This window comes from Keratinibaculum paraultunense, assembly GCF_016767175.1.
GTDB classification, from domain to species: Bacteria; Bacillota; Clostridia; order Tissierellales; family Tepidimicrobiaceae; genus Keratinibaculum; species Keratinibaculum paraultunense.
Window position 1 is genome coordinate 637,796 of record NZ_CP068564.1, and the last position, 24,539, is coordinate 662,334.

Here is a 24,539-nt window from a genome sequence, read left to right on the forward strand (position 1 = left end):
AATATAATGGGAAATAAGGTAGCATTAATTACAGGTGGAACAAGAGGTATAGGACGGGCTATTGCCCTAAAACTTTCAGAAGAAGGATATAATATAGCTATAAGCTATATAAATAATGATAAAAAAGCACAGGAGGTGATACATGAGATAGAGAAGAATAATGTAAATGCACTAGCTATAAAGGCTGATGTATCCAAAGAAGAAGAAGTAAATAATATGATAAAATTAATAAAAAAAGAAATGGGAAACATAGATGTATTAGTAAACAATGCAGGAATTACAAGGGATAATTTACTTATTAGGATGAAAACAGAAGATTGGGATCAAGTTATGGATACTAATTTAAAAGGAGTATTTTTATGTACTAAAGCAGTAGTAAGAGGAATGATGAAGAAAAAATATGGGAAAATAGTAAATATTGCATCTGTAGTAGGTATATCTGGTAATGTAGGTCAAGCAAATTATAGTGCTTCAAAGGCAGGTGTTATTGGATTTACAAGATCCATAGCTAAAGAATTAGGAAGCAGAGGGATAAATGTAAATGCAGTAGCCCCTGGCTTTATAGAAACAGATATGACACAAGAACTAGAAGATAAAATAAAGGATGAAATGATAAAATCTATACCATTAAATAGAGCAGGAAAACCAGAAGATGTAGCAAATTTAGTAGTTTTTCTATGCAGTGAAAAAGCTGATTACATCACCGGTCAGGTAATTCAAGTAGATGGTGGAATGCTAATATAAAAAAATAAAAGGAGGAGTTACTGATGAATGTATTTGAAAAAGTTAGAGAGATTATTGCTGATCATTTGGAGATAGAAGAAGTAGAAACTATAAAACCAGAAACGTCTCTAATAAATGATTTGGAAGCAGACTCTTTAGATGCAGTAGAAGTTATGATGGATATTGAAGATGAATTTGAAATAGAGATTCCAGATGAAGATGCTGAAAAGTTTAAAAATATAAAAGATATAGTAACATATGTAGAATCTAAAATTGCTTAATTTTATTTGGAGGGAATAAAATGAGAAGAGTAGTTGTAACGGGGCTAGGACCTGTAACTTCTATAGGAATAGGTAAAGAAGAATACTGGAATTCTCTTATTGAAGGAAGATCAGGTATATCACATATAACTAAATTTGATACAGAAGGATATACTACAACAATTGGTTCTGAAGTTAAAGAATTTAATCCAGAAAAATATATGGATAAAAAAGAAGCAAAACGAATGGACAGATTTGCTCAATTTGCGATAGCAGGAACCCAATTAGCATTAGAGGATAGTGGATTGGATTTAGATAATATTGATAAAAGAAGAGTAGGAGTAGTACTAGGTTCTGGAGTAGGAGGCATAGAAACCTTAGAAATAGAACACACTAAATTGATGGAAAGAGGAGCTAAAAGAGTAAGTCCATTTTTTATTCCTATGATGATATCTAATATGGGTCCAGGACAGATAACAATGTTGTATGGGTTTAAAGGACCAAGTTTTACTATCACTACTGCTTGTGCTTCAGGTAATCATGCTATAGGGGAATCTTTTAGAATGATTCAAAGAGGCAGTGCAGATATAGTAGTTACAGGAGGTAGTGAAGCAGCAGTAAGTCCTATTTCTGTAGCAGGATTTTGTTCCATGAAAGCACTTTCTAAAAGGAATGAAGAGCCAGAAAAAGCTAGTCGTCCCTTTGACAAGGATAGAGATGGCTTTGTTATAGGAGAAGGGGCAGGTATACTTATATTAGAGGAATTGGAACATGCTTTAAATAGGAATGCCCATATATATGGAGAAATAATTGGATATGGTGCTACATCTGATGCTTATCATGTAACTGCACCAGATCCAGAAGCAGAAGGGGCAACTATGGCTATGAAATTAGCCATGGAGGATGCAGGTATAGACTACAAGTTAGTAGATTATATAAATGCTCATGGAACCAGCACTTATTATAATGATAAATTAGAAACTTTAGCTATTAAAAAGGCATTTAAAGATTATGCCTATAAGCTCAAGATTAGTTCCACCAAATCTATGACAGGTCATTTGTTGGGGGCAGCAGGAGGAATAGAAGCCATAGCTACGGTATTAGCTATGGAAAAAGGAATAATACCTCCTACAATTAATCTAGAAACTCCTGATCCAGAGTGTGACTTAGATTATACACCAAATAAAGCCTGTGCTATGGATATAAATTATGCTTTATCCAATTCCTTAGGCTTTGGTGGACATAATTGTACTATTTTATTTAAAAAATACAAAAATGAATAATATTTATTTTTATTAAATACACTTCCTATATAGGAAGTGTATTTAATTTCTATAACCTTTAATCTAAATTTTATATTTTTATATTGTTTACTTACATCTCTTCTCAGTACCAGCATATTATTTTATACTTATGAATCAGAATATTACAATTATTAAAGTAATATTGTTATATTAATTCATAATTTTTAGTAACCGTATTTAAAAAACTTGACATGTCCTATGAACAAGATTATAATTAACATATGATTATAGGGCATATATACTGAATTTTATAGCATTTAATTCACTATTTCGACATATTATTACATTTTTCTTAATATTTATATAAATTAATAAAATAAATTTTTGGTTTTAAATCTTTCATAATTATGAAAGATTTAAATATAAAATTAAGGAGGTGCACTTGTGAAAAAAAGAGTTTTAGTATTTTTATTGATGGCAGTATTGTCACTAAGTTTAGTAGGATGTGGAGGTGAAAAAACAACAGGGGGAGAAGGTAAGGAGGATTTAGATTTTAAAATAGGAATAGCCACAGGAACCGTATCGCAAGGCGAAGAGGAGTTTCGTGCTGCTGAGAATGCTATAGCAAAATACGGTAAAGACGCTATTGAACATGTTACTTATCCTGATAAATTTAGTGAGGAACAAGAAACTACTATAGCTCAAATTACAAGTTTAGCAGCTGATCCAAAAGTAAAGGCAATAATTGTATGTCAAGGAGTACCTGGTGCTGCAGCTGCTATAGACAAGATAAAAGAAGATAGAGATGACATATTATTTATAGTAGGATTGCCTCATGAAGATCCAGAAACTATTTCTGCTCGTGCTGATATTGTACTGGAGACGGATCAATTAAAACGAGGGGAAACAATAGTAAATTTAGCACATGAAATGGGAGCAAAAACTTTTATACACTATTCTTTCCCAAGACATATGTCACAAGAACTATTGGCTCGAAGACGTGATAAAATGAAAGAGACATGTGAAGCATTAGGCATAGATTTGGTGGAGGTAGATGCACCAGATCCAACAGGAGATGCTGGTATTTCTGGAGCACAACAGTTTATGATTGAAGATGTTCCAAGACAAGTTGAGAAATATGGGAAAGATACAGCATTTTTTAGTACTAATTGTGCTATGCAAGAACCATTAATAAAAGCAGTTCTAGATACAGGCGCTATATATCCTGAACAGTGTTGCCCAAGTCCATATCATGCTTATCCAGGAGCTTTAGGAATAGAAATTCCTGAGGATAAAGCTGGGGATGTTGATTATATGCTAGAACAAATTAGAGAAAAAATCAAAGAAGCTGGAGCTAGTGGAAGATTTGCTACTTGGCAAGCATCAGCTAATATGACAATGATAGAAGCAGCTGTTGAATATGCTGTAGATTATGGCAAAGGAGAAGTAGAAAAATTTGATAAAGATCATATGATAAAAATTTTAAAAGAAGTGACTGGTGACGACGATTTAATAGTTAATGAATTAGAAGGGAATCCTAATTTCCTAATGTTTATAGTAAGTTCAGAAATATTTTAAGCTGTGAGGTCGTGTATGCGACCTCCTTCTTCTTAAATTAAGGAGGTATATTTTTATGGATTTACTCCAAATGAAAAATATAAGTAAATATTATGATGAAAATAAAGTTCTAAATGATGTTAATTTAACTATTAAAGAAGGAGAAATACATGGTCTTGTAGGGGAAAATGGAGCTGGAAAATCTACTTTGATGAATATATTATTTGGGATGCCAGTTATTCAATCTACAGGAGGATATGAAGGTGAAATATTGATAAATGGAGAGCCATTTATTCCTACTGATCCAAAAGATGCTATGGATGTTGGAATAGGTATGGTGCATCAAGAATTTATGCTTATCCCAGGATTTACAATTACAGAAAATATTAAGATAAATAGAGAAATAACAAAACCTACTGTTATTAGTAAGGTATTTGGAAAGTCATTAGAAAAATTAGACTATGAGGCTATGGCAAAGGATGCTAGAATAGCATTGCAAAAGTTAGATATGTCAATAGATGAATATTTGCCTATAGCTGGATTACCTGTTGGTTATATGCAATTTATAGAAATTGCAAGAGAGATAGACAAAACTCATTTGAAACTTTTAATATTAGATGAGCCTACTGCAGTACTTACAGAAACGGAAGCAGCTAAATTTTTAGAGATTATTAAGCGATTAGCTGATTCAGGAATTTCTATATTATTCATATCTCACAGGCTAGAAGAAATAAAAAAAGTTTCAGACACTATAACTATTTTAAGAGATGGTGAATTGGTTAAAACTGTAAGTGCTGATGAAATAGATATACCTGAAATAGCTCGTTTAATGGTAGGAAGAAAAATTGAGTTTACTCGAATAGCAGAAGATAATAAAATTAAAAAAGATGAAGTATTACTAGAGATTAAAAATTTGAGAGTTAATATGCCTGGTGAAAGAGTAAATGGAGTTGATTTAACAGTTAAAAAAGGTGAAATATTAGGTATTGGAGGTTTGGCTGGTCAAGGGAAAATTGGAATTGCAAATGGAATAATGGGTTTATATGAGACATCAGGAACTATTATTAAAAATGGAAAGGAGCTACCATTAAATAATCCCAGAGAAGCTTTGAAATCCTCCATTGCGTTTTTATCTGAAGATAGACGAGGTGTTGGTCTATTATTAGATCATTCTATAGAATTTAATATTGTGTTTTCCAGCTTGGAAATACAGGGAAGATTTCTTAAAAAAGTAGGACCATTAAAATTAATTGATAATGAAGAAGTTAGGAACCATGCTCTCAAAATGATAGAGGATTTAGATATTAGATGTATTGGTCCTAGGCAACACACTAGACATTTGAGTGGCGGAAATCAGCAAAAAGTGTGTATAGCTCGAGCTTTGACTTTAGAGCCTGATTTATTGTTAGTATCAGAGCCTACAAGAGGCATAGATATTGGAGCTAAAAAGCTAGTATTAGATACATTAGTTAGCTTAAATAGAGAACTAGGTGTAACAATTATTATTACCTCTAGTGAATTAGGGGAACTTCGTCAAATATCCGATAGAATTGCAATAATATATGATGGAAAACTAGCTGGTATTCTTAAGCCAGATGCTTCTGATGAAACTTTTGGGCTGTTAATGGCTGGAGAGAGTATAGAAAAGGTGGTGGACTAGATGAAAGAGTTTATTAAGAAAGTGGGATTTCCAAGATTTATAATTACAGTATTTTTGATAGCTTTAATTGTATTAGCGGTTTATTTAAATATTCCATTATCTGGATTGTTAACTGATATGTTAGTTCGTTTTGGTATGAATGCCATATTAGTATTAGCCATGATACCTGGAATACAATCTGGTATTGGTCTTAATTTCAATCTTCCCTTAGGTATTATATTTGGATTGATAGGGGCATTAATTAGTATAGAATTTAAACTTTCTGGTTTCTTGGGATTATTTTTATCCATATTAATAGCTGCTCCATTGGCTGCAATAGCAGGTTATTTCTATGGGAAAATGTTAAATAGGATTAAAGGGGAAGAGATGACTGTTGGAAATTATATTGGATTTTCTGTAGTTTCGGGTATGTGTATATTTTGGTTAATAGCACCTTTTTCTAGTCCAGAACTTATATGGGCTTATGGAGGTAATGGTCTTCGAGTTACTGTATCTTTAGAGTCATCAATTGCTCATGTATTAAATAATTTTTTAGCTTTTAATATAGGAAATGTTACTATTCCAACAGGATTGTTACTATGTTTTGCTTTATTTGCTTTTATAGTATGGATATATGGGAGGAGCAATAAAGGATTATCAATGATAGTGGCTGGAAGTAATCCCAATTTTGCTATGTCAAATGGTATAGATGTAGACAAGCAGAGAATTAAAGGTACTGTTATATCCACAGTTTTAGCTGCAATAGGGATTATCATATATAGTCAAGCTTTTGGATTTCTACAATTATATAATGCTCCATTATATTCTGCAATGCCTGCAGCTGCAGCTATATTAATAGGTGGTGCAACTTTGAAAAAAGCCAATATAGTACATGTAATAGTGGGAACACTCCTTTTTCAGTCTTTGTTAGTAGTAGCATTACCTGTAGTGAATGTAATTGCAGAAGGTAGTATGTCTGAAGTAATAAGGACAATTGTAAGTAATGGTATTATTCTATATGCATTGACTCGGGAGGAAGGTGAAACAGCATGATAGTACCAATTATATTCTTAATATTATGTATTGTAGGGTCCTTTTTTACAGGACTTCCTGCTAGCTTTTTAGTAAATGAAATGATAATACGTTTAGCAAGAAACTTAATATTAGTATTGTCATTAATTTTTCCTGTAATTACTGGATTGGGATTAAATTTTGCAATAACTTTGGGAGCTATGGCAGGACAAATTGCATTGATCATTATAACTAATTTTTCAATAGGTGGTCCAGGAGGATTTTTCTTAAGCCTCTTAATTTCAACGCCTTTTGCTATATTGTTTGGATTTCTTGTAGGAAAAATATTAAATAAAGCAGTAGGAAAAGAAATGATAACTAGTATGGTTCTAGGGTTTTTTGCAAATGGAATTTATCAACTTGTATTCCTCTTATTTGCTGGTACAATTTTTCCAATAAGAAATGATACTTTGTTATTGCCTTCTGGTATAGGTATAAAAAATACTGTGGATTTAGCTAGTATTAAATATTCTTTAGATCATTTAATTCCTTTTGATAAAATTAAATTGCCAATATTTCAAAAATTGGCTGAATATCCAATAGCTACTTTTTTACTTATATTGTTGTTATTCTTATTGATGGGATATTTACTTAAGACAAAGTTAGGGCAGGACATGAGAGCAGTTGGGCAAGATCCAGAAGTAGCGAGGATTTCAGGTATTAATGTAGAAAAGACTAAAATAATATCTGTAATCATTTCTACAGTACTAGCTGCATGGGGTCAAATAGTATTTTTACAAAATATTGGAACTATGCAAACTTATGGCAGCCATTCTCAAGTAGGACTATTTGCAGTGGCTTCTTTATTAGTTGGAGGTGCTACTGTAGATAAAGCTTCTTGGAAAGAAGCTTTGATTGGTACATTTTTATTCCATTTCTTGTTTGTAATATCACCGTTAGCAGGTCAAAATCTATTTGGCAATGCTCAAATAGGTGAATACTTTAGAGTATTTGTAGCATATGGAGTTATAGGTTTAGCATTAGTACTTCATGCTTGGGAAAAGGATAAGGCGAAAATTACCCTTAGTGATATAGATTAATATTTATTCTTGTTAATTTAGAAAAACTCATTTCTATTATAGAAATGAGTTTTTTCAAGTTAAATCGTATTTTTTGTCTTTTAATTATAAAAGTAGATGATATAATATATTTAGAGACTCTAAACAAGTGAGGGTGATTAAATGAAAAAACGGAACAAAAAAGAAATGATACTAAATGGAAATATGTACAATACATTGATTTTACTATCTATACCTATTATGATAAACAATTTAATTCAAACTCTCTATAATCTAGCAGATGGAATTTGGGTAAGTAAATTAGGTTCAGTTCAATTTGCTGCTACATCTTTTGTGTGGCCAGTAAATTTTTTGTTTATTTCTATAGGTTTTGGATTATCTATTGCTGGAACCTCCATATTATCCCAGTTAATAGGAGGAGATAAATATGAAGATGCAAATAGATATGCTGAGCAAATAGTAGTTATATCCATGTTGATTTCCATTATATTTGCAGCAATTGGATATTTATTAAGCCCTTATCTAATAAAGATTATGGGAGCAAAAGGAGATTTAGCAAAATATAGTAATATATATTTAAGGATAACCTTTTTGGATATGCCTTTTATGTTTTTATTTTTTAATTTTAACTCTATAATGACTGCTCAAGGGAATACTTTGATTCCTACTATATTAAGTGGAATTAGTGCGTTGCTTAATGCTATATTAGATCCAATATTTATATTTACATTGGATATGGGTATAGCAGGAGCAGCTATTGCTACTCTTTTATCACGAGTTGTGTTAGCTATAGCAGGGATGATAGTATTATATAAATTTGAAACTATTATAAGACCAAGTTTTAAAGAATTTAAATTTGAGAGGGAGAAAATTTTTAAGATTATAGACGTAGCTTTACCATCCTCTATAGGACAATCGGGTTCTGCTTTAGGTTTTATGGTGCTAAATGGTTTTATTGCTTCCTATGGTACTTCCACTATGGCAGCTTATGGAATGGTAAATAGAATTACATCATTGGTAATGCAGCCAGCATCGGGTATTGGTGCAGCTTTAACATCTATAGTAGGTCAAAATATTGGAGCTAATCAAATGGATAGAGTAAAAGAAGCTTTTAGAAAAGCACTAGTTTTTACGGTTACATTAGGAATTATTGGTTGTATGTTTATGCTTTGGAAAGACAAAGGAATAATTAACTTTTTTATGCGTTCTAAAGACGATTTAGAGGTTATAAATCAAGGGATTGAATATTTGAGATATAGTGCTCTTTTTACACCTTTAATGGGAGTGTTTAGTGTACTTCAAGGTTTATTTCAAGGTGCGGGGCATACTAAATATTCCATGTCAATGGAAATAGGAAGACTTTGGTTTGTAAGGCTGCCTATGATTCTCATATTTAAGCATTTTACTAATATTGGACCAACAGGAATATGGATTTCCATGAGTGTTAGTAATTTAATAGTGTGTATATATGGGTATTTAATTTATAGAAAGGATACTTGGCAGCAAAGAGTAGTAGATATGGAAACTACCGTATAAATATGAGATAAATCCCTATTTAATATTATATGATAGAAATTACATAAATATTAGAAGCTTTTATATACTAAATATGATAGGATCCTATATAGAGTTAATTATTAGAAGAGGTGTATTTAATGATAGAATTAGGAAAGATGCAAACTTTAGAAGTAAAAAATATTACTTCAGTAGGGGTATTTTTAAATACCAAAGATAGTCAAAAAAAGGATAAGGATGTACTGTTACCTAAAAAGGAAGTACCAGAAGGAACTAAAGTAGGCGATGAAATAGAGGTATTCATATATAGGGATTTTAAAGAAAGAATTATTGCTACCACTAGAAGACCAAAGGTAATATTAGGAGAAGTAGGGCTTTTGGAAGTGGTGGATATAACAAGTATAGGTGCTTTCTTAGATTGGGGATTGGAAAAGGATTTGTTTTTACCTTTTAAGGAACAAACTACAAAATTGGAAAAGGGTAGAAAATATCCAATAGGTCTTTATATAGATAAGAGTAATAGATTGTGTGGTACTATGAAAATAAGGGATTTCTTAAGCAGTGATTCCCCTTATAAAGAAAATGATTGGGTAAAAGGAGTTATTTATAGTATTAATGATAAGTTTGGAGCGTTTGTAGCAGTGGATAATAAATATGAAGGATTAATACCTAAAAAGGAATTAATAGGGGTATATGCAATAGGAGATATAGTGGATGTAAGGGTTACAAATGTAAAAGATGATGGGAAACTAGATCTTAGTCTCAGAGACAAATTTTATATAGAAATAGAAGAAGATGCAGAAATTATTTTAAATAAAGCAATGGAAAAGGGAGGAATATTGTATTTAAACGATTATAGTAGCCCAAAGGAAATACGCAAAGAATTAAATATGAGCAAATCTGCATTTAAAAGAGCCTTAGGAAGGCTACTTAAAGAAGAAAAGGTGGAATTTATTAAAGGTGGAATAAAGGTAAAATAATTGAAAAATTCTATTTATTTAAATGATTACTTAGAAAAATTGTTGAAACTGAAGTTGAAAGCCGTGCTCCATTAAGGATGATGCTTTTGTGCATAAATTAGGTGGACTAGATAATAAAAAACTACATGAAGAAGGGATATATTAGGCATGTATAATATATCCCTTCTTGTGTTTTTAATATTACAAAAAAATATTTCGTGTATCTAAACACTTTATTATTTAATCTATTGATGATATAATATTGTAGACTAATAAATAATTAAGGTGGGCTATGCATGAAAAAACCAGATAGAAAAGAATTGATTTTAAATGGCAATATGTATAAGGTAATAATTACATTATCATTACCTATTATGTTAAATAACTTTATTCAAACTTTATACAATCTTGCTGATGCCATGTGGGTTAGTAAACTAGGTTCTGTGCAGTTTGCAGCTACTTCTTTCGTATGGCCAGTAATTTTTTTATTTATCTCTTTAGGAATAGGAATTTCTGTTGCAGGTACATCTATACTATCTCAATTGGTAGGAGCATCAGAATATGAAGAAGCCGATAGATATGCATCTCAACTTGTGGTTATATCTATGATTTTTTCAGTTGTATTTGCTATTTTAGGTTATTTTTTAAGTCCATATATTGTGAGATGGATGGGGGCAACTGGAGATTTAGCTAAGTATAGTAATATATATTTGCGAATTAGTTTTTTAGGATTTCCTTTTGTATTTTTATTTTTCAATTTTAACTCTATTATGAATGCCCAGGGAAACACCTTAGCACCAACAATATTAAGTGGCATATCTGCTATAATAAATGTAATACTAGATCCAGTTTTTATATTTACATTAAATATGGGAGTAGCAGGGGCTGCTATTGCAACGGTTTTATCTCAGGCACTATTAGTGTTTGTTGGAATTTACATACTAAAAAAACACTCCCCTATGATTAAATTGGATTTTAAGGGATTTAAGTTTAATAAAAATATGCTTAAAAAAATCGTGGAAATAGGTTTTCCTTCCACTATAGGGCAATCAGGTGCTGCTTTAGGATTTACCGTATTAAATAGCTTTATTGCTTCCTATGGTACTTCTACTTTGGCAGCTTTTGCAATGGTTAATAGAATAACATCATTGATAATGCAGCCTCCTATGGGAATTGGAGCTGCCTTAACATCTATAGTAGGTCAAAATATAGGTGCAAACCAGTTTGATAGAGTAATGGAAGCTTTTAAAAAATCTACCATAATAGTACTATCCCTTTCCATAGTGGGAACAGGATTTTTAATTTGGAAGGATAAGGGAATTATAGATTTTTTTATGCGCTCAAAGGATGATATGGAAGTAATAAATCAAGGAATTACTTTTCTTAGATATATATCTGTATCCATGCCCTTCATGGGAATGTTCAGTATATTTCAGGGATTATTTCAAGGTTCAGGGCATACTAAATATTCAATGGCAATGGCCATAGGACGTCTTTGGTTTATTAGAATACCTATGATATTAGTATTTAAACACTTAATGAAAATTGGGCCAGAAGGAATATGGTTTTCTATGAGTTTTAGCAATTTTTTAATATGTGTTTATGGATATATAGTATATAGGAAAGGGAAATGGAAGAAAAAGGTTATAAAGGAAGGGTATTAATAGGCATAATTATATAATAAATATCTATGATATATTCATAGGTATTTATTTTTTATCTAGAAAATGAAGCTATAATAGGTGTATAATAGTAAAAGTAAAACAAAAATCAATAATATAAATGTGTAAGGAGTGTTAACATGATAAAAAGAATTAAAGTCAATTTAGATGTAGTAGAGGCAATGCTATACTACTGGCAAGCTACAAGTGAAAAGGAAAAGGTAGGAGAGTCCTATATAATTAGTATAGGGGAATTTCCAGAAATGAAATATCTATATGGTGAAGGATTTGATAAAGAATCTGTAAGGAAGGTTTTAAGTGCTATTTCCAATAGGGAAATGTTAAATAGTGAAAGTAAAAAGGATAGAAAATACTGGAATAATAATATGTGGATGCTGGAGGATTTGGAATTTACAAATATGATGGTTGCTCCATTGAAGACATTAAATTTAAATAATTTAATTGATAAACTAAATAATGCAAATAATGCTTTTGAATATGAAGAGATAGAAGTAATATTCATACCTGGGCATTTAGATGAATATATTATAGATGAAAACAAACTTGTAGTTAATTTTTTTAGAGTAATGCCAGATTTATATGGAGAAGGGAATGTAACTATAGCAGGTAAGGATTTAAATGATTATTTAGAAGAAAAATTATTGGAACTGGTTAGTAAATAATCCTTGCAAAATAGAAAATAATGATATATAATTAAGCTTAATTAAAATATTGAGTTTAAATTCTATGTTAGGGAGTAGTAGTTAAGGTCGATTATCTACAGAGAGCTGGTGTAGGTGAGAACCTAGCGATATAGATTTTAATGAATGGACCCTATAGAAGCAGTGGGAAAATCTAAAGATGAGTATCACTAGCCGGAAGCCAACCGTTATCTATGGACAGGACATGTTAGTGTCCCATTAAGAGTGATGCTTTTATGCATAATTTAGGTGGTACCGTGGATTAATAACCTTCACCCTAATTTTTTAGGGTGGAGGTTTTTTTATTAAAAAAAAGGAGGAGAAGTATATGAAAAGATTTAATGGTTATTTTGGAGAATATGGAGGTTCCTATGTACCAGAGGACTTAAAGGAGGTGTTAAAAGAATTAGAAGAGAACTTTTATAAGTATGTGGATGATAAGGATTTTAAAGAGGAATTAAACTATTATTTTAAGGATTATGTTGGTAGAGAAAGCCCTCTATATTATGCTGAAAAATTGACTAAATATGCTGGTGGAGCAAAAATATATTTAAAGAGAGAGGATCTTAACCATACAGGAGCTCATAAAATAAACAATGCCATAGGGCAAGCATTGTTGGCTAAAAGGATGGGAAAAAATAGAATAATAGCAGAAACGGGTGCTGGGCAACATGGAGTTGCTACTGCTACTGTATGTGCTTTATTTGATATGGATTGTACAGTATATATGGGAGCTGTAGATGTGAAAAGACAAGAGCATAATGTATTTAGAATGGAATTATTAGGAGCTAATGTAGTACCTGTAAGAGAAGGCAATGCTACATTAAAAGAAGCTGTGGATAAGGCGTTGGAAGACTTTGTAAAAAATGCTCATAATACTTTCTATCTATTAGGTTCAGCTGTTGGACCTCATCCTTATCCTATTATAGTTAGGGAATTTCAAAGTATAATAGGAAAAGAGGCTAGAAAACAAATATTGGAGAAGGAAAATAGATTACCAGATTATCTAATAGCATGTGTAGGAGGAGGGAGCAATGCCATAGGTTTATTCCATCCTTTCGTTAATGACAAAGAGGTAAAATTTATAGGAGTGGAACCTGCTGGAAAGGGAATTGATTCAGGTTATCATGCTGCATCTATTTCAAAAGGGAAACCTGATATAATCCATGGATTTAAATGTTATACATTAGATGAAAAAGAAACTAATATCCATTCTATAGCTGCAGGATTAGATTATCCTGGTGTAGGACCAGAGCATAGTTATTATAAGGATATAAAAAGAGCAGAATATGTTTCTGTTACAGATAAGGAGGCATTAGACGCTTTTTATAAATTATCTAAGTTGGAAGGGATAATACCTGCATTAGAAAGTGCCCATGGAATAGCATATGGAATAAAATTAGCATCTACTTTACCTAAGGATAAAATAATCATAATAAACTTATCAGGAAGAGGAGATAAAGATATAAATCAAATAATGGATATGGGAAATATAATTTGAAGAGAAATATAAAGGGCATCTATTGTATATGTAAATAGATGCCCTTTATAAATGCAAATAAATGTATATTTTATACATTGAATTATGGTATAATATAGAAGAATAAATGAAAATAATTATGCAAATTAAATATATAAAAAATACTATTATTATATGTTTTTAATAGTGGTAGGAATTTTTGCACTATATTTATTCTTAGCCCTTATTCCAAAACCTGATTACAATTTTGAATTATCCCAAAGGGCTTAATTTCTAATTTAGTTTCTTAAATTTATGATATTGAATATAAAGTTTACACAGATAGCATGATAGTTTATTACAATACAAAAGATTTTAATTATCGGGTGGTCATTATTATGCTAAAAATTAAATTTTATTCTAGGTTAGTATTTTATTCATTATAAAAAAGATGATATAATGTAGATTAAGTATTTAAAATTGAAGGGGAATAAATCTATGAAGAAAATGATTATAGAATGGATGAAGTCCATAGTTATAGCTTTATTGTTAGCATTTACAATAACCTATTTTATAAGTGGAACTAAAGTTTATGGTAGTTCAATGTATCCAACTTTATTTCATGATGATTTTTTAATTATATTTAATAGTAAAAAAAATATTAATAGAGGAGATATTGTAGTAATTAATACTGATTTAGAGATTAATTCTAAGGATTTAGAAGAGTTAGGTCCTATAAGAAAGAAAATGGCTGGTAATACTAAAAAGATAGTAAAGAGGGTTATAGCTGTTGAAGGAGACAGTATAATGATTTCAGAGGGGAAGGTATATTTAAATGGCAAAGAGCTGAAAGAAGAATATGTAAATGGAGATCTAACCAATGGATCTTTATATATAGAGGAAATTCCAAAAGGAAAAATGTTTGTAATGGGAGATAATAGGTATGTAAGTTTAGATAGCCGTGATGAAAGGATTGGATTGGTGGATAAAGAAGATATTGTAGGAAAAGTGATTTTCCGAATTTACCCTTTTTCTAAATTTGGCAAATTAAAATGATATAAAGGAGATGAGTAGAATGAAGGAAATAGTATTAGCAGGAGGCTGTTTTTGGGGAGTAGAAGAATATATGTCTAGAATAGATGGAGTAGTAGACACAAAAGTAGGTTATGCAAATGGAACAAAAGAAAATCCAACTTATGAAGAAGTATGTACAAACACTACAGGACATGCTGAAGCATGTTATGTTAAGTTTGATGAAAATATTATATCCTTAGAGGAGTTATTAAATAGGTTTTGGAATATAATAGATCCAACCTTAAAAAATAGGCAAGGTCCAGATATTGGAAGTCAATATAGAACAGGTATCTACTATATAGATGAAAAGGATTTACCAATAATAATTAAAACCTTTGAAGAACAAAAGAGAAAATATGATAGCCCTATAGTTACTGAAGTAGAACCATTAAAGGTGTTTTATGATGCAGAAGAGTATCATCAAAAATATTTAAAGAAAAATCCAGGGGGTTATTGTCATATAAACTTAGATAAATAACTATCTTTTTTGGTGCCTGGCACCAAAAAAGATAGTTATTTATATTAATTAAATAATCCTTTTAGAGTATTTAAATCCAGTTCATCATAGCTGGATATAATAAGATCCGCTTGAGATAAATCTTGTTCTCCTGAGTTTGGATTTTTAAAACCTATACATTTCATTCCTGCTGCTTTTGCTGCAATGACTCCATTTTTAGCATCTTCAATTACTAAGCAATTATGCGGTTCCACTCCCATTTTTTCTGCAGTTTTTAAGAATATTTCTGGATGAGGTTTCCCTTTGGATACATCTTCTCCACTTATTATTACATTAAAATATTTATCCAATTTAAATTTATTTACTATTAAATTAACAATTTTTCTATTATTGGAAGAAGCTAATCCCATTGGATATCCTTTTTTATGAAGTTTTTCTATAAATTCTTCAACATTATCTACCAAATTAAGCATGTGAATATTTTTTATAAATCTTTCTTTTTTCATCTGTATGATTTCATCTACAGGTTTTTTAATATTAAATTTTTCCTTTAAGATTGACCACATATGATAATCAGTAGTTCCTATAAATGCATTATGTTCTTCTTCAGTAATTTTTCCTCCTAATTCTTTAAGAATTTCCCTTTCTAATTTACAGTGTAATGGTTCACTATCAATTATAACTCCATCCATATCGAAAATTATAGCTTTCAAAATTAATCCTCCTTATCCATTGATTAAAAAGTGAATATTTAATATAATACTAAATGTTATTTATATAAATATTTCTGAAGATGAATATACACTATAATTAAAAATAAGTCAAAATTATATTAAAAACTATTGCACTATATATAGAGTTTTGATAATATATACATACAATATATTGTAATATATATGAATTTAGGGGGAATAAAAATGATTACTAAAATTAGAAAAAGAGATGGAAGAGAAGTGCCATTCAATATAGAAAAAATAGCAAATGCAATATTTAAAGCAGCTCAAGCAGTAGGGGGTCAAGATTATGATATGGCTGTAAAGTTAGCTGAGGAAGTGGCCATTGAATTAAATAGAAAGTATGAAGACCAAATTCCTGGAGTCGAAGATATACAGGATATTGTAGAAAAAACACTTATTGAAAATGGGCATGCAAAAACAGCTAAAGAATACATATTGTATAGGGCTGAGAGGACTCGAATACGTGAGATGGATATGAGACTGATGAGGGTATATGAAGATTTAACTTTTAAGAAAGCAGAGGATATAGATCTTAAAAGGGAGAATGCTAATATAGATGGAGATACTGCTATGGGAACTATGCTTAAATACGGCTCAGAAGGAGCAAAGCAGTTTTATGATCTATTTATATTAAATCCTGCTCATTCTGAAGCACACAAAAATGGAGATATACATATACATGACTTAGATTTTTTAACATTAACTACTACTTGTTGTCAAATTGATATAATAAAATTGTTTAAAGGCGGATTTAATACAGGGCATGGATATTTGAGAGAGCCTAAAGATATTCAGTCCTATGCAGCATTAGCTTGTATTGCAATTCAATCTAACCAAAATGATCAACATGGAGGGCAAAGTATACCTAATTTTGATTATGGGATGGCCTTAGGAGTTAAGAAAACCTATATAAAAACTTATAGACAAAATTTACTCAAAAGTATTGAGCTATTAGTTGAAGATGTAGATTTAGAAGAAAATGTAAAAAATATATTTGGGATATTAGAAAATGAATATAACTTAGTGCCAACTTTAGGAGGTAATGAAGAATATAAAAAAAAGGAAGCAGAGTATTTAGATGAATTATTGAATGATACTTCCTTGGTTCAAAAGATACAAAACTTTGCTGAACGAAATGCTTACAAAGACACGGATAGGAGAACATATCAAGCTATGGAAGCTTTGATTCACAATTTAAACACCATGCATTCTAGAGCAGGAGCTCAAATACCTTTTAGTTCTATAAATTATGGTACAGATACATCTCCTGAGGGAAGAATGGTTATGAAAAATTTACTTTTGTCTACAGAGGCAGGATTAGGAAATGGCGAAACTCCTATATTTCCAATACAGATATTTAAGGTAAAAGAAGGAATAAACTATAATCCAGGAGATCCTAATTATGATTTGCTTAAACTAGCTTGTAGAGTAAGTGCTAAAAGGTTATTTCCTAATTTCTCTTTTATAGATGCTCCATTTAATATTAAATATTATAAGGAAGGGCATCCAGAAACGGAAATTGCCTATATGGGCTGTAGAACTAGAGTTATTGGAAATGTATATGATCCATCTAGAGAAATAGTTAATGGAAGAGGTAATTTAAGTTTTACTACAATTAATTTACCTAGATTAGGGCTTAAACATCGTGGAGATATAAAGGGATTTTATGAAGAATTGGATCGTACCATAGATTTAGTAATAGAGCAATTATTAGAGAGATTTGAAATACAAGCAAGTAAAAGGGTTCATAATTTTCCGTTCCTAATGGGGCAAGGGATATGGATTGATTCTGATAAATTGGATAAGAATGATGAGATAAGGGAGATATTAAAACATGGTACTTTATCCATTGGATTTATTGGTTTAGCAGAGTGTTTAAAGGCTTTAACAGGATTTCATCATGGAGAGAGTATAGAATCCCAAAAATTAGGTTTGGAAATTATAGGTCATATGAGGGATAGGATGGATGAAACTAGTAAACAATTTGGTATGAACTTTACATTGTTGGCTACTCCAGCAGAAGGTACTGCAGGCAGATTTGTAAAAATAGATAGAGAGATATTTGGAGAAATTGAAGGGATTACAGATAGGGAATATTATACTAATAGTTTTCATGTACCTGTATATTATGAAATTACAGCTTTTGAAAAAATAAACATAGAAGCTCCTTATCATGAATTGACTAATGCAGGACATATTACTTATATAGAAGTAGATGGAGATCCAACACAAAATTTGGAGGCTTTTGAAAAGATAATCAGAGCGATGAAAGAAGCAGGTGTTGGTTATGGGTCTATAAATCATCCAGTAGATAGAGATCCAGTATGCGGATTTACAGGAATAATAGGAGATACTTGTCCTAAATGTGGCAGAGAAGAGGGAGATATTAAATTTCAAAGGATAAGGAGAATAACTGGTTATTTAGTTGGAACATTGGAAAGATTTAATGATGCAAAAAGAGCAGAAGAAAGGGATAGAGTAAAACATTTTTCCTGTTCCTATAAATAAAGAGGTGGCAATATGGAAGACGAAATAAAGATTGCAGGAATCATAAAAGAATCCATAGTAGATGGTCCAGGAATTAGATTAGCGGTATTTACCCAAGGTTGTGTTCACAATTGTATAGGTTGCCATAATCCAGAAACCCATTCTTTTAGTGGAGGATACTATATGAAAATAGATGAAATAGTAAATATGGTTAAAAAAAATCCTCTATTAGATGGGATAACATTAAGTGGTGGAGATCCATTTGTTCAGCCAAAGGCATGTGCTAATTTGGCGAAAAAAGTGAAAGAAATGGGATTAAATGTGGTTACTTATACAGGCTATACTTTTGAGGAAATAATTCAAGAAATGGAGATAAATAATAGCTGGAAAGAACTACTGTATTCTACAGATATACTAATAGATGGTAGATTTGACATAAGTAAAAAGAGCTTATTATTAAAATTTAGAGGTTCAAAAAATCAAAGAATAATAGATGTAAAAAAATCTTTAAACGAAAAGAAGATAGTTTTAGCAGATATGTAATTATAAAGGCATTATCCAATATTGGATAATGCCTTTATAATATTTTTAAAGTAGAAAATATATTGATATTATTGAATATGGTATTTTTTCAATATTCATAAGCAAGTAAAGAAAGATAGATAATAAAAAGATTAAATAATAAAACATGTATAAAAGTTGGACTTTAGTAAGTAAAATTATTTTTTGGTATCCTTCTTTATTAGTAAAAAATAATTGACACTTTTTATATTATGTGGTATTTTAATTATGATAATTGGGTACCTTTAAACTGAACCAGAGAGTTCAGAAAGGAAAGCGTAATAGGGGATTTGTTATGCCTTCCTTTAAAGGAAGGCATTTTTTAAAACGCAATCCTTTAATTAGGTCCAGAGAGACTAAAAGGAGGTAAATAAAATGACAAAGTTACGACATTTGATAGACCCTCAAGATTTTACTGTAGAGGAGTTAGAAGAACTGTTTTCTTTAGCAGATGAAATAGTTAAAAATGAAAAAAAATTTAAAAATGTGTGTGATGGGAAAATTCTTGCCACTCTATTTTATGAACCAAGTACCAGAACTAGATTTAGCTTTGAAGCAGCAATGCTTAGACTTGGAGGGCAGGTAATTGGATTTTCCGAACCAGGTTCTAGCTCTGTAATGAAAGGAGAAAGTATTCCTGACACTGTTCGAACAGTAGGTTCCTATGTGGATATTATAGCTATGAGACATCCAAAGGAAGGAGCTCCAAGATATGCATCTTACTACTCACCAGTTCCTCTCATAAATGCAGGTGATGGGGGACATCAACATCCTACTCAAACTTTAACCGATCTATTCACTATAAGGCAGACAAAGGGACGGTTTTCCAATATGACTATAGGACTATGTGGAGATTTAAAATTTGGTCGTACAGTCCATTCTTTAATAAAAGCTATGTCTAGATATGAGAATATAAAATTCATACTCATATCTCCTGATGAGCTAAAAGTTCCTGACTATATAAAAACAGAGATATTGGATAGAAATTCTATAGAATATTTAGAAGTAGAAAGATTAGAAGAAGTTATACAAGAATTAGATATACTTTACATGACAAGAGTACAAAAAGAAAGATTTTTTAATGAAGCAGATTACATTAGACTTAAAGATAGTTATATTTTGGATAAGGAAAAATTAAAATTAGCAAAAGAAGATTTAGCTATTCTCCATCCATTGCCAAGAGTAAATGAAATAAGTTATGAAGTGGATGAAGATCCAAGAGCAAAATATTTTCAACAGGTAAAATATGGGATGTATGTTAGGATGGCCCTTATTTCAAAATTGTTGGGGGTGATGTAATGTTGTATATCGATAGTATAGTAAGGGGAATTGTAATAGATCATATAAAACCAGGATACGGATTTAGTATATTTAAATATTTAGGTTTAGACAAAGCAGATTTTACTGTAGCTTTAATAATGAATGCACCTAGTAAAAAGTATGGCAGGAAGGATTTAATTAAAATTGAAAATAATATAGATTTAGACTTAACTATGTTAGGATTTATAGATCCTAATATAACTGTAAACATAATAGAAGATGAAAAGATAGTTGAAAAAATAAACTTATCTTTACCAGAAAAGGTTGAAGGTATAATTAAATGTAAAAATCCAAGATGTGTAACTTCTACAGAAAGGAATATAGTTCATAGATTTGTATTAGTAGATGAGGAAAAAGGCATATACAAATGTGAATATTGCGATCAGATATATTCTTGGGAGGGTTAAGATGGAAGTATTAATTAAAAATTGTAGAGTTATAGATGAAACAAAGGATTTTGTTGGAGATATATATATAAAAGATGGGAAGATTACAGATTTTGGAGCGAAGTTATCTTACCCTTCTCCTAGTATAGATGCGAGAAATTTAGCAGTAATGCCTTCCTTTATAGATATGCATGCTCATTTTAGAGAGCCAGGATATACCTATAAGGAAGACATATATACAGGTAGTTTAGCAGCTTTAAAGGGAGGTTATACATTAGTAAATCTAATGGCCAATACAAATCCTATATGTAGTAGTTTAGAAGTAGTAGATTTTGTATTGGATAAAGCAAAAAAATTGGATTTAATAGATATCCATCAAAGTGTTTCTATAACAAAGGATTTTGATGGGAAAACTTTACAACATTTGGAACATATAGATCCTAGAATTAAGTTTATTTCAGATGATGGAAAAGGTGTGCAATCCAATTTGGTCATGTATCAAGCTATGAAAATAGCTAAGGAAAAAGGTTTGACTATTATAGCTCATGAAGAAGATGAGGATATAGTATATATAGATACTAGACTTTCAGAAAATCTAATGACTTTAAGGGATATATATTTATCTAAGCTAACAGGGGCTTCATTGCATTTAGCCCATGTTAGCACCAAGGAATCCATTGAATGGATCAGAAAAGCTAAAAAGGAGATAGCTAATTTAAGCTGCGAGGTAACCCCTCATCATATAGCTTTATATGATTTGGATTATAAGGTTAATCCACCGATAAGGAAAAAAGAAGATGTAAGAGCTATTGTAGCAGGAATAAAAGATGGTACTGTAGATGTTATATCTACAGATCATGCTCCTCATTCAAAGGAGGATAAGGAAAAGGGTTCTCCTGGTATATCTGGATTAGAGACGGCTTTTCCCATATGCTATACTTATTTGGTAAAGAAGGGAGAAATCTCATTAAATAGACTTTCTCAACTTATGTCTGCAACTCCAGGAAGATTGATGGGAGTTAATAAGGGAAAAATCAAAGTGGGTTATGATGGGGATATAGTACTGTTAGATTTAGACAAGGAGTTTACCATAGATGAAAAAGATTTTGTATCCAAAGGTAAAAACACACCTTTTAATGGTAAAAAAGTTTATGGTAAAGTAGTAGCTACTATTAGAAAAGGGGAACTAAAGTATAATGGGGGGATAAATATTGATAATAGATAAGCTTTTCAAAGAAGTTGAAAAAAAAGGAAATGTATGTGTAGGATTGGATAGCCATTTAGAATATATACCTGATCATATAAAAGAAAAGTACCAAGATGTAGATGAGATATTATTTCAATTTAACAAAAATATAATAGATAGAACTATGGATATAGTTCCAGTGTATAAATTACAAATTGCTTTTTATGAAGCCTATGGAATAAAAGGATTGGTTGCATATAAAAGAACTATAGAATACATAAGGAATAATGGCATAATAACAATAGGAGATATAAAAAGAGGAGATATAGCTTCTACAGCTGAAATGTATGCTAAGGCTCATTTTGAAGGGGATTTTCAGGTAGATTTTATTACATTAAATCCATATATGGGATTTGATAGTATAACTCCATATTTGAAATATATCGACAAAGGAGATAAAGGGATATTTGTACTTCTTAGAACTTCTAATCCAGGAGCAAAGGATATACAATATCTAGAGATTAGTTCCTCAGAGGATACCCAATCGAAAAAATTATATTATCATGTAGGAGATAAATTATATGAAATGGGTTCAAAGTATATAGGAAGTTGTGGATATAGTAGTATAGGGGCAGTAGTAGGAGGTACCCATAGGGATGAAGCCGAAGAGATTAGAGGAAGATATAAAAATATGTTTTTTTTAATACCAGGATATGGACATCAAGGAGGAAAAGGTGAGGATGTAGCTCTTTATTTGAGTGATGGCAATGGAGGTGTTGTAAATTCCTCTAGAGGAATTATTACCGCTTATAAAAGTTACGAAGATGGAGAAGAAAATTATGATAAATATGCAAGAGATGCAGTATTAGCCATGAAGGAGGATATTGAAAGTGAAGGAAGGGTATAGGGAAGTTACTATTTGTTCCAACAGAGAAATAGCAACTGACATATATGAAATGAAAATAAAAGAAACAGGGATCTTAGGAGTTCCTGGTCAATTTTATATGTTAAGGGGTTGGCAAGGATTAGATCCTTTTTTACCTAGACCTATTAGTATATGTGATATTTCAGATGATGAAATTACTTTTTTGTATGAGATTAGAGGTAAGGGAACAGGTATCATGGCTGGTTTAAAGGCAATGGATAGAATAGAGATATTAGGACCTTTAGGAAATGGATTTGAGCTAAATTCAAAAGGAAATATTGCAATAATATCTGGAGGTATTGGAATAGCACCGATGATATATACCATGAAAAGTATTGATAGTCCTATAGATTTTTATTGTGGATTTAGAGATGAAGTTTACTATATAGATGAGATAAAAAAATATGTAAATAATATATATATAACTACGGAAGATGGCTCTGTTGGACATAAGGGATTTATCACAGAGTTATTTGTTCCAGATAGATATGATATGGTCATGACATGTGGACCTATTCCAATGATGAAAAAGGTAGTAGAAATGTGCAAGGATAAAGTTCCCGTATTTATATCTATGGAAAGTAGAATGGCTTGTGGCATAGGTGCTTGTTTAGGTTGTAGTATTGAAACTACTTGGGGAATGAAAAGAGTATGTAAAGATGGACCAGTTTTTTCTGGTGAGGAGGTAATCTTTTATGATTGATACAAGAGTTGAAATTGCTCAAGTAGAATTTAAGAATCCAGTGATTGCAGCCTCAGGTACCTTTGGATTTGGAAAAGAATATGGAGAGTATTTACCTATTTCTAAATTAGGAGGCATATGTACCAAAGGGTTGACATTAAATAAGCGAGAAGGGAATAAAGGGATAAGAATATATGAGACTACAGGAGGAATTTTAAATAGTATAGGATTGCAAAATCCAGGAATTGATGGTTTTATAAAGGAAGAACTTTCGTTCATGGAAAATGAGGATACGGTAATATTGGCTAATGTTGGTGGAAGTACTATAGAAGAATATATTAAGGCAGTGGAGAAGTTAAATGATACCAGCATAGATATGATAGAGTTAAATATATCCTGTCCTAATGTTAAAGAGGGAGGTATGGCTTTTGGAATTAAATCAGAAGTAGCTGAAGGGATAGTTTCAAAGGTCAGAGGAGTATGTAAAAAACCTTTAATAGTAAAATTATCACCAAATGCCGAGGATATAGTTCATATGGCACAATGTTGTGAAAGAGCTGGCGCAGACGGTTTATCCCTTGTAAATACATTTAGTGCTATGGCAATAGATATATATTCAAAGAAACCAGTATTTAATAATATATTGGCAGGATTATCTGGTCCTTGTATCAAGCCTATTGCTCTTAGGATGGTATATGAGGTATCTAAAGCAGTAAATATACCGGTTATAGGTATAGGTGGGATAATGGATTATAAAGATGCTATTGAGTTTATTATGGCAGGGGCATATGCAGTTCAAATAGGAAGTGGTAACTTTATAAATCCTCATATATGTTTGGATATAATTGATGGAATAGAAAGGTTTATGGAAGAAGAAGGGATAAAATCTATTGAGGAGATAAGAGGAGTGATTTAA

At 31.0% G+C, this 24,539-nt stretch carries 23 protein-coding genes and 1 other annotated feature; of the genes, 22 read left to right on the top strand and 1 reads right to left on the bottom strand.

The annotated features are described in order from the left end of the window. Positions 1-6 precede the first annotated feature (6 nt). From fabG to msrA, 14 genes are all read left to right on the top strand, one after another. Entirely contained in the window at positions 7-744 is a 738-nt protein-coding gene (gene fabG / locus JL105_RS02965; protein ID WP_132026522.1) for a 3-oxoacyl-[acyl-carrier-protein] reductase, read from the top strand. Positions 745-767: 23 nt separating this feature from the next. Further along, positions 768-1,004, top strand: a complete 237-nt coding sequence (gene acpP, locus JL105_RS02970; RefSeq protein ID WP_132026524.1) for an acyl carrier protein — start codon at positions 768-770, stop codon at positions 1,002-1,004. A gap of 20 nt (positions 1,005-1,024) precedes the next feature. Further along, positions 1,025-2,266: a beta-ketoacyl-ACP synthase II gene (fabF, locus tag JL105_RS02975; protein ID WP_132026526.1), complete on the top strand. Its 1,242-nt coding sequence runs from the start codon at positions 1,025-1,027 to the stop codon at positions 2,264-2,266. 405 nt (positions 2,267-2,671) lie between these two features. After that, on the top strand, positions 2,672-3,805 hold the full coding sequence (locus JL105_RS02980) for a DUF3798 domain-containing protein (protein ID WP_132026528.1): 1,134 nt from the start codon (positions 2,672-2,674) through the stop codon (positions 3,803-3,805). Positions 3,806-3,860: 55 nt separating this feature from the next. Next, entirely contained in the window at positions 3,861-5,444 is a 1,584-nt protein-coding gene (locus JL105_RS02985) for a sugar ABC transporter ATP-binding protein (RefSeq protein WP_132026530.1), read from the top strand. Next, positions 5,445-6,476: an ABC transporter permease subunit gene (locus JL105_RS02990; RefSeq protein WP_132026532.1), complete on the top strand. Its 1,032-nt coding sequence runs from the start codon at positions 5,445-5,447 to the stop codon at positions 6,474-6,476. Beyond that, positions 6,473-7,534 (top strand): ABC transporter permease subunit, encoded by a 1,062-nt coding sequence (locus tag JL105_RS02995; RefSeq protein ID WP_132026534.1) that lies wholly within the window; start codon positions 6,473-6,475, stop codon positions 7,532-7,534. The genes JL105_RS02990 and JL105_RS02995 overlap by 4 nt, the downstream gene beginning before the upstream one ends. A 141-nt stretch (positions 7,535-7,675) precedes the next feature. Next, complete coding sequence (locus JL105_RS03000; protein WP_132026536.1) at positions 7,676-9,049, top strand: MATE family efflux transporter; 1,374 nt, start codon at positions 7,676-7,678, stop codon at positions 9,047-9,049. A 119-nt stretch (positions 9,050-9,168) separates the two neighbouring features. Further along, on the top strand, positions 9,169-10,008 hold the full coding sequence (locus tag JL105_RS03005; protein ID WP_132026538.1) for a CvfB family protein: 840 nt from the start codon (positions 9,169-9,171) through the stop codon (positions 10,006-10,008). Positions 10,009-10,283: 275 nt separating this feature from the next. After that, positions 10,284-11,651, top strand: coding sequence for an MATE family efflux transporter (locus JL105_RS03010; protein ID WP_132026540.1), 1,368 nt, complete (start codon positions 10,284-10,286; stop codon positions 11,649-11,651). Between the two features lie 137 nt (positions 11,652-11,788). Next, positions 11,789-12,331: a TDE2712 family protein gene (locus JL105_RS03015; RefSeq protein WP_132026542.1), complete on the top strand. Its 543-nt coding sequence runs from the start codon at positions 11,789-11,791 to the stop codon at positions 12,329-12,331. Between the two features lie 55 nt (positions 12,332-12,386). After that, positions 12,387-12,632, top strand: a binding site (T-box leader). A gap of 45 nt (positions 12,633-12,677) precedes the next feature. Further along, positions 12,678-13,850, top strand: a complete 1,173-nt coding sequence (trpB, locus tag JL105_RS03020; protein WP_132026544.1) for a tryptophan synthase subunit beta — start codon at positions 12,678-12,680, stop codon at positions 13,848-13,850. 456 nt (positions 13,851-14,306) lie between these two features. After that, positions 14,307-14,864, top strand: coding sequence for a signal peptidase I (gene lepB / locus JL105_RS03025; RefSeq protein ID WP_132026546.1), 558 nt, complete (start codon positions 14,307-14,309; stop codon positions 14,862-14,864). Positions 14,865-14,883: 19 nt separating this feature from the next. After that, entirely contained in the window at positions 14,884-15,360 is a 477-nt protein-coding gene (gene msrA / locus JL105_RS03030) for a peptide-methionine (S)-S-oxide reductase MsrA (protein ID WP_132026548.1), read from the top strand. A 44-nt stretch (positions 15,361-15,404) separates the two neighbouring features. On the opposite strand, the gene JL105_RS03035 is transcribed toward msrA, so the two are convergent. After that, a complete protein-coding gene (locus tag JL105_RS03035; protein WP_202690599.1) occupies positions 15,405-16,052 on the bottom strand; it encodes an HAD family hydrolase in 648 nt (215 codons plus the stop codon). A gap of 204 nt (positions 16,053-16,256) precedes the next feature. Here JL105_RS03035 and JL105_RS03040 point away from each other — a divergent pair, with 204 nt between their 5' ends. The 8 genes from JL105_RS03040 (at position 16,257) to JL105_RS03075 (ending at position 24,539) form a co-directional block, all read left to right on the top strand. After that, positions 16,257-18,584 (top strand): anaerobic ribonucleoside triphosphate reductase, encoded by a 2,328-nt coding sequence (locus JL105_RS03040; RefSeq protein ID WP_132026552.1) that lies wholly within the window; start codon positions 16,257-16,259, stop codon positions 18,582-18,584. Positions 18,585-18,596: 12 nt separating this feature from the next. After that, a complete protein-coding gene (gene nrdG, locus JL105_RS03045; RefSeq protein ID WP_132026554.1) occupies positions 18,597-19,106 on the top strand; it encodes an anaerobic ribonucleoside-triphosphate reductase activating protein in 510 nt (169 codons plus the stop codon). A gap of 393 nt (positions 19,107-19,499) precedes the next feature. After that, positions 19,500-20,423, top strand: coding sequence for an aspartate carbamoyltransferase (gene pyrB, locus JL105_RS03050; protein ID WP_132026556.1), 924 nt, complete (start codon positions 19,500-19,502; stop codon positions 20,421-20,423). Then, entirely contained in the window at positions 20,423-20,851 is a 429-nt protein-coding gene (locus JL105_RS03055) for an aspartate carbamoyltransferase regulatory subunit (RefSeq protein ID WP_132026558.1), read from the top strand. Before pyrB ends, JL105_RS03055 begins: the two co-directional genes overlap by 1 nt. Before the next feature lies 1 nt (position 20,852). Then, positions 20,853-22,055: a dihydroorotase gene (locus JL105_RS03060; RefSeq protein WP_132026561.1), complete on the top strand. Its 1,203-nt coding sequence runs from the start codon at positions 20,853-20,855 to the stop codon at positions 22,053-22,055. Then, the gene (gene pyrF / locus JL105_RS03065) at positions 22,042-22,923 is read left to right on the top strand and encodes an orotidine-5'-phosphate decarboxylase (RefSeq protein WP_132026563.1); all 882 of its coding nucleotides are present in this window, start codon (positions 22,042-22,044) and stop codon (positions 22,921-22,923) included. Before JL105_RS03060 ends, pyrF begins: the two co-directional genes overlap by 14 nt. Next, positions 22,907-23,644 carry a dihydroorotate dehydrogenase electron transfer subunit gene (locus JL105_RS03070; protein WP_132026565.1) on the top strand — a complete coding sequence of 246 codons (738 nt, stop codon included), beginning with the start codon at positions 22,907-22,909 and terminating at the stop codon, positions 23,642-23,644. Before pyrF ends, JL105_RS03070 begins: the two co-directional genes overlap by 17 nt. Then, positions 23,637-24,539, top strand: a complete 903-nt coding sequence (locus JL105_RS03075) for a dihydroorotate dehydrogenase (RefSeq protein WP_132026567.1) — start codon at positions 23,637-23,639, stop codon at positions 24,537-24,539. The genes JL105_RS03070 and JL105_RS03075 overlap by 8 nt, the downstream gene beginning before the upstream one ends.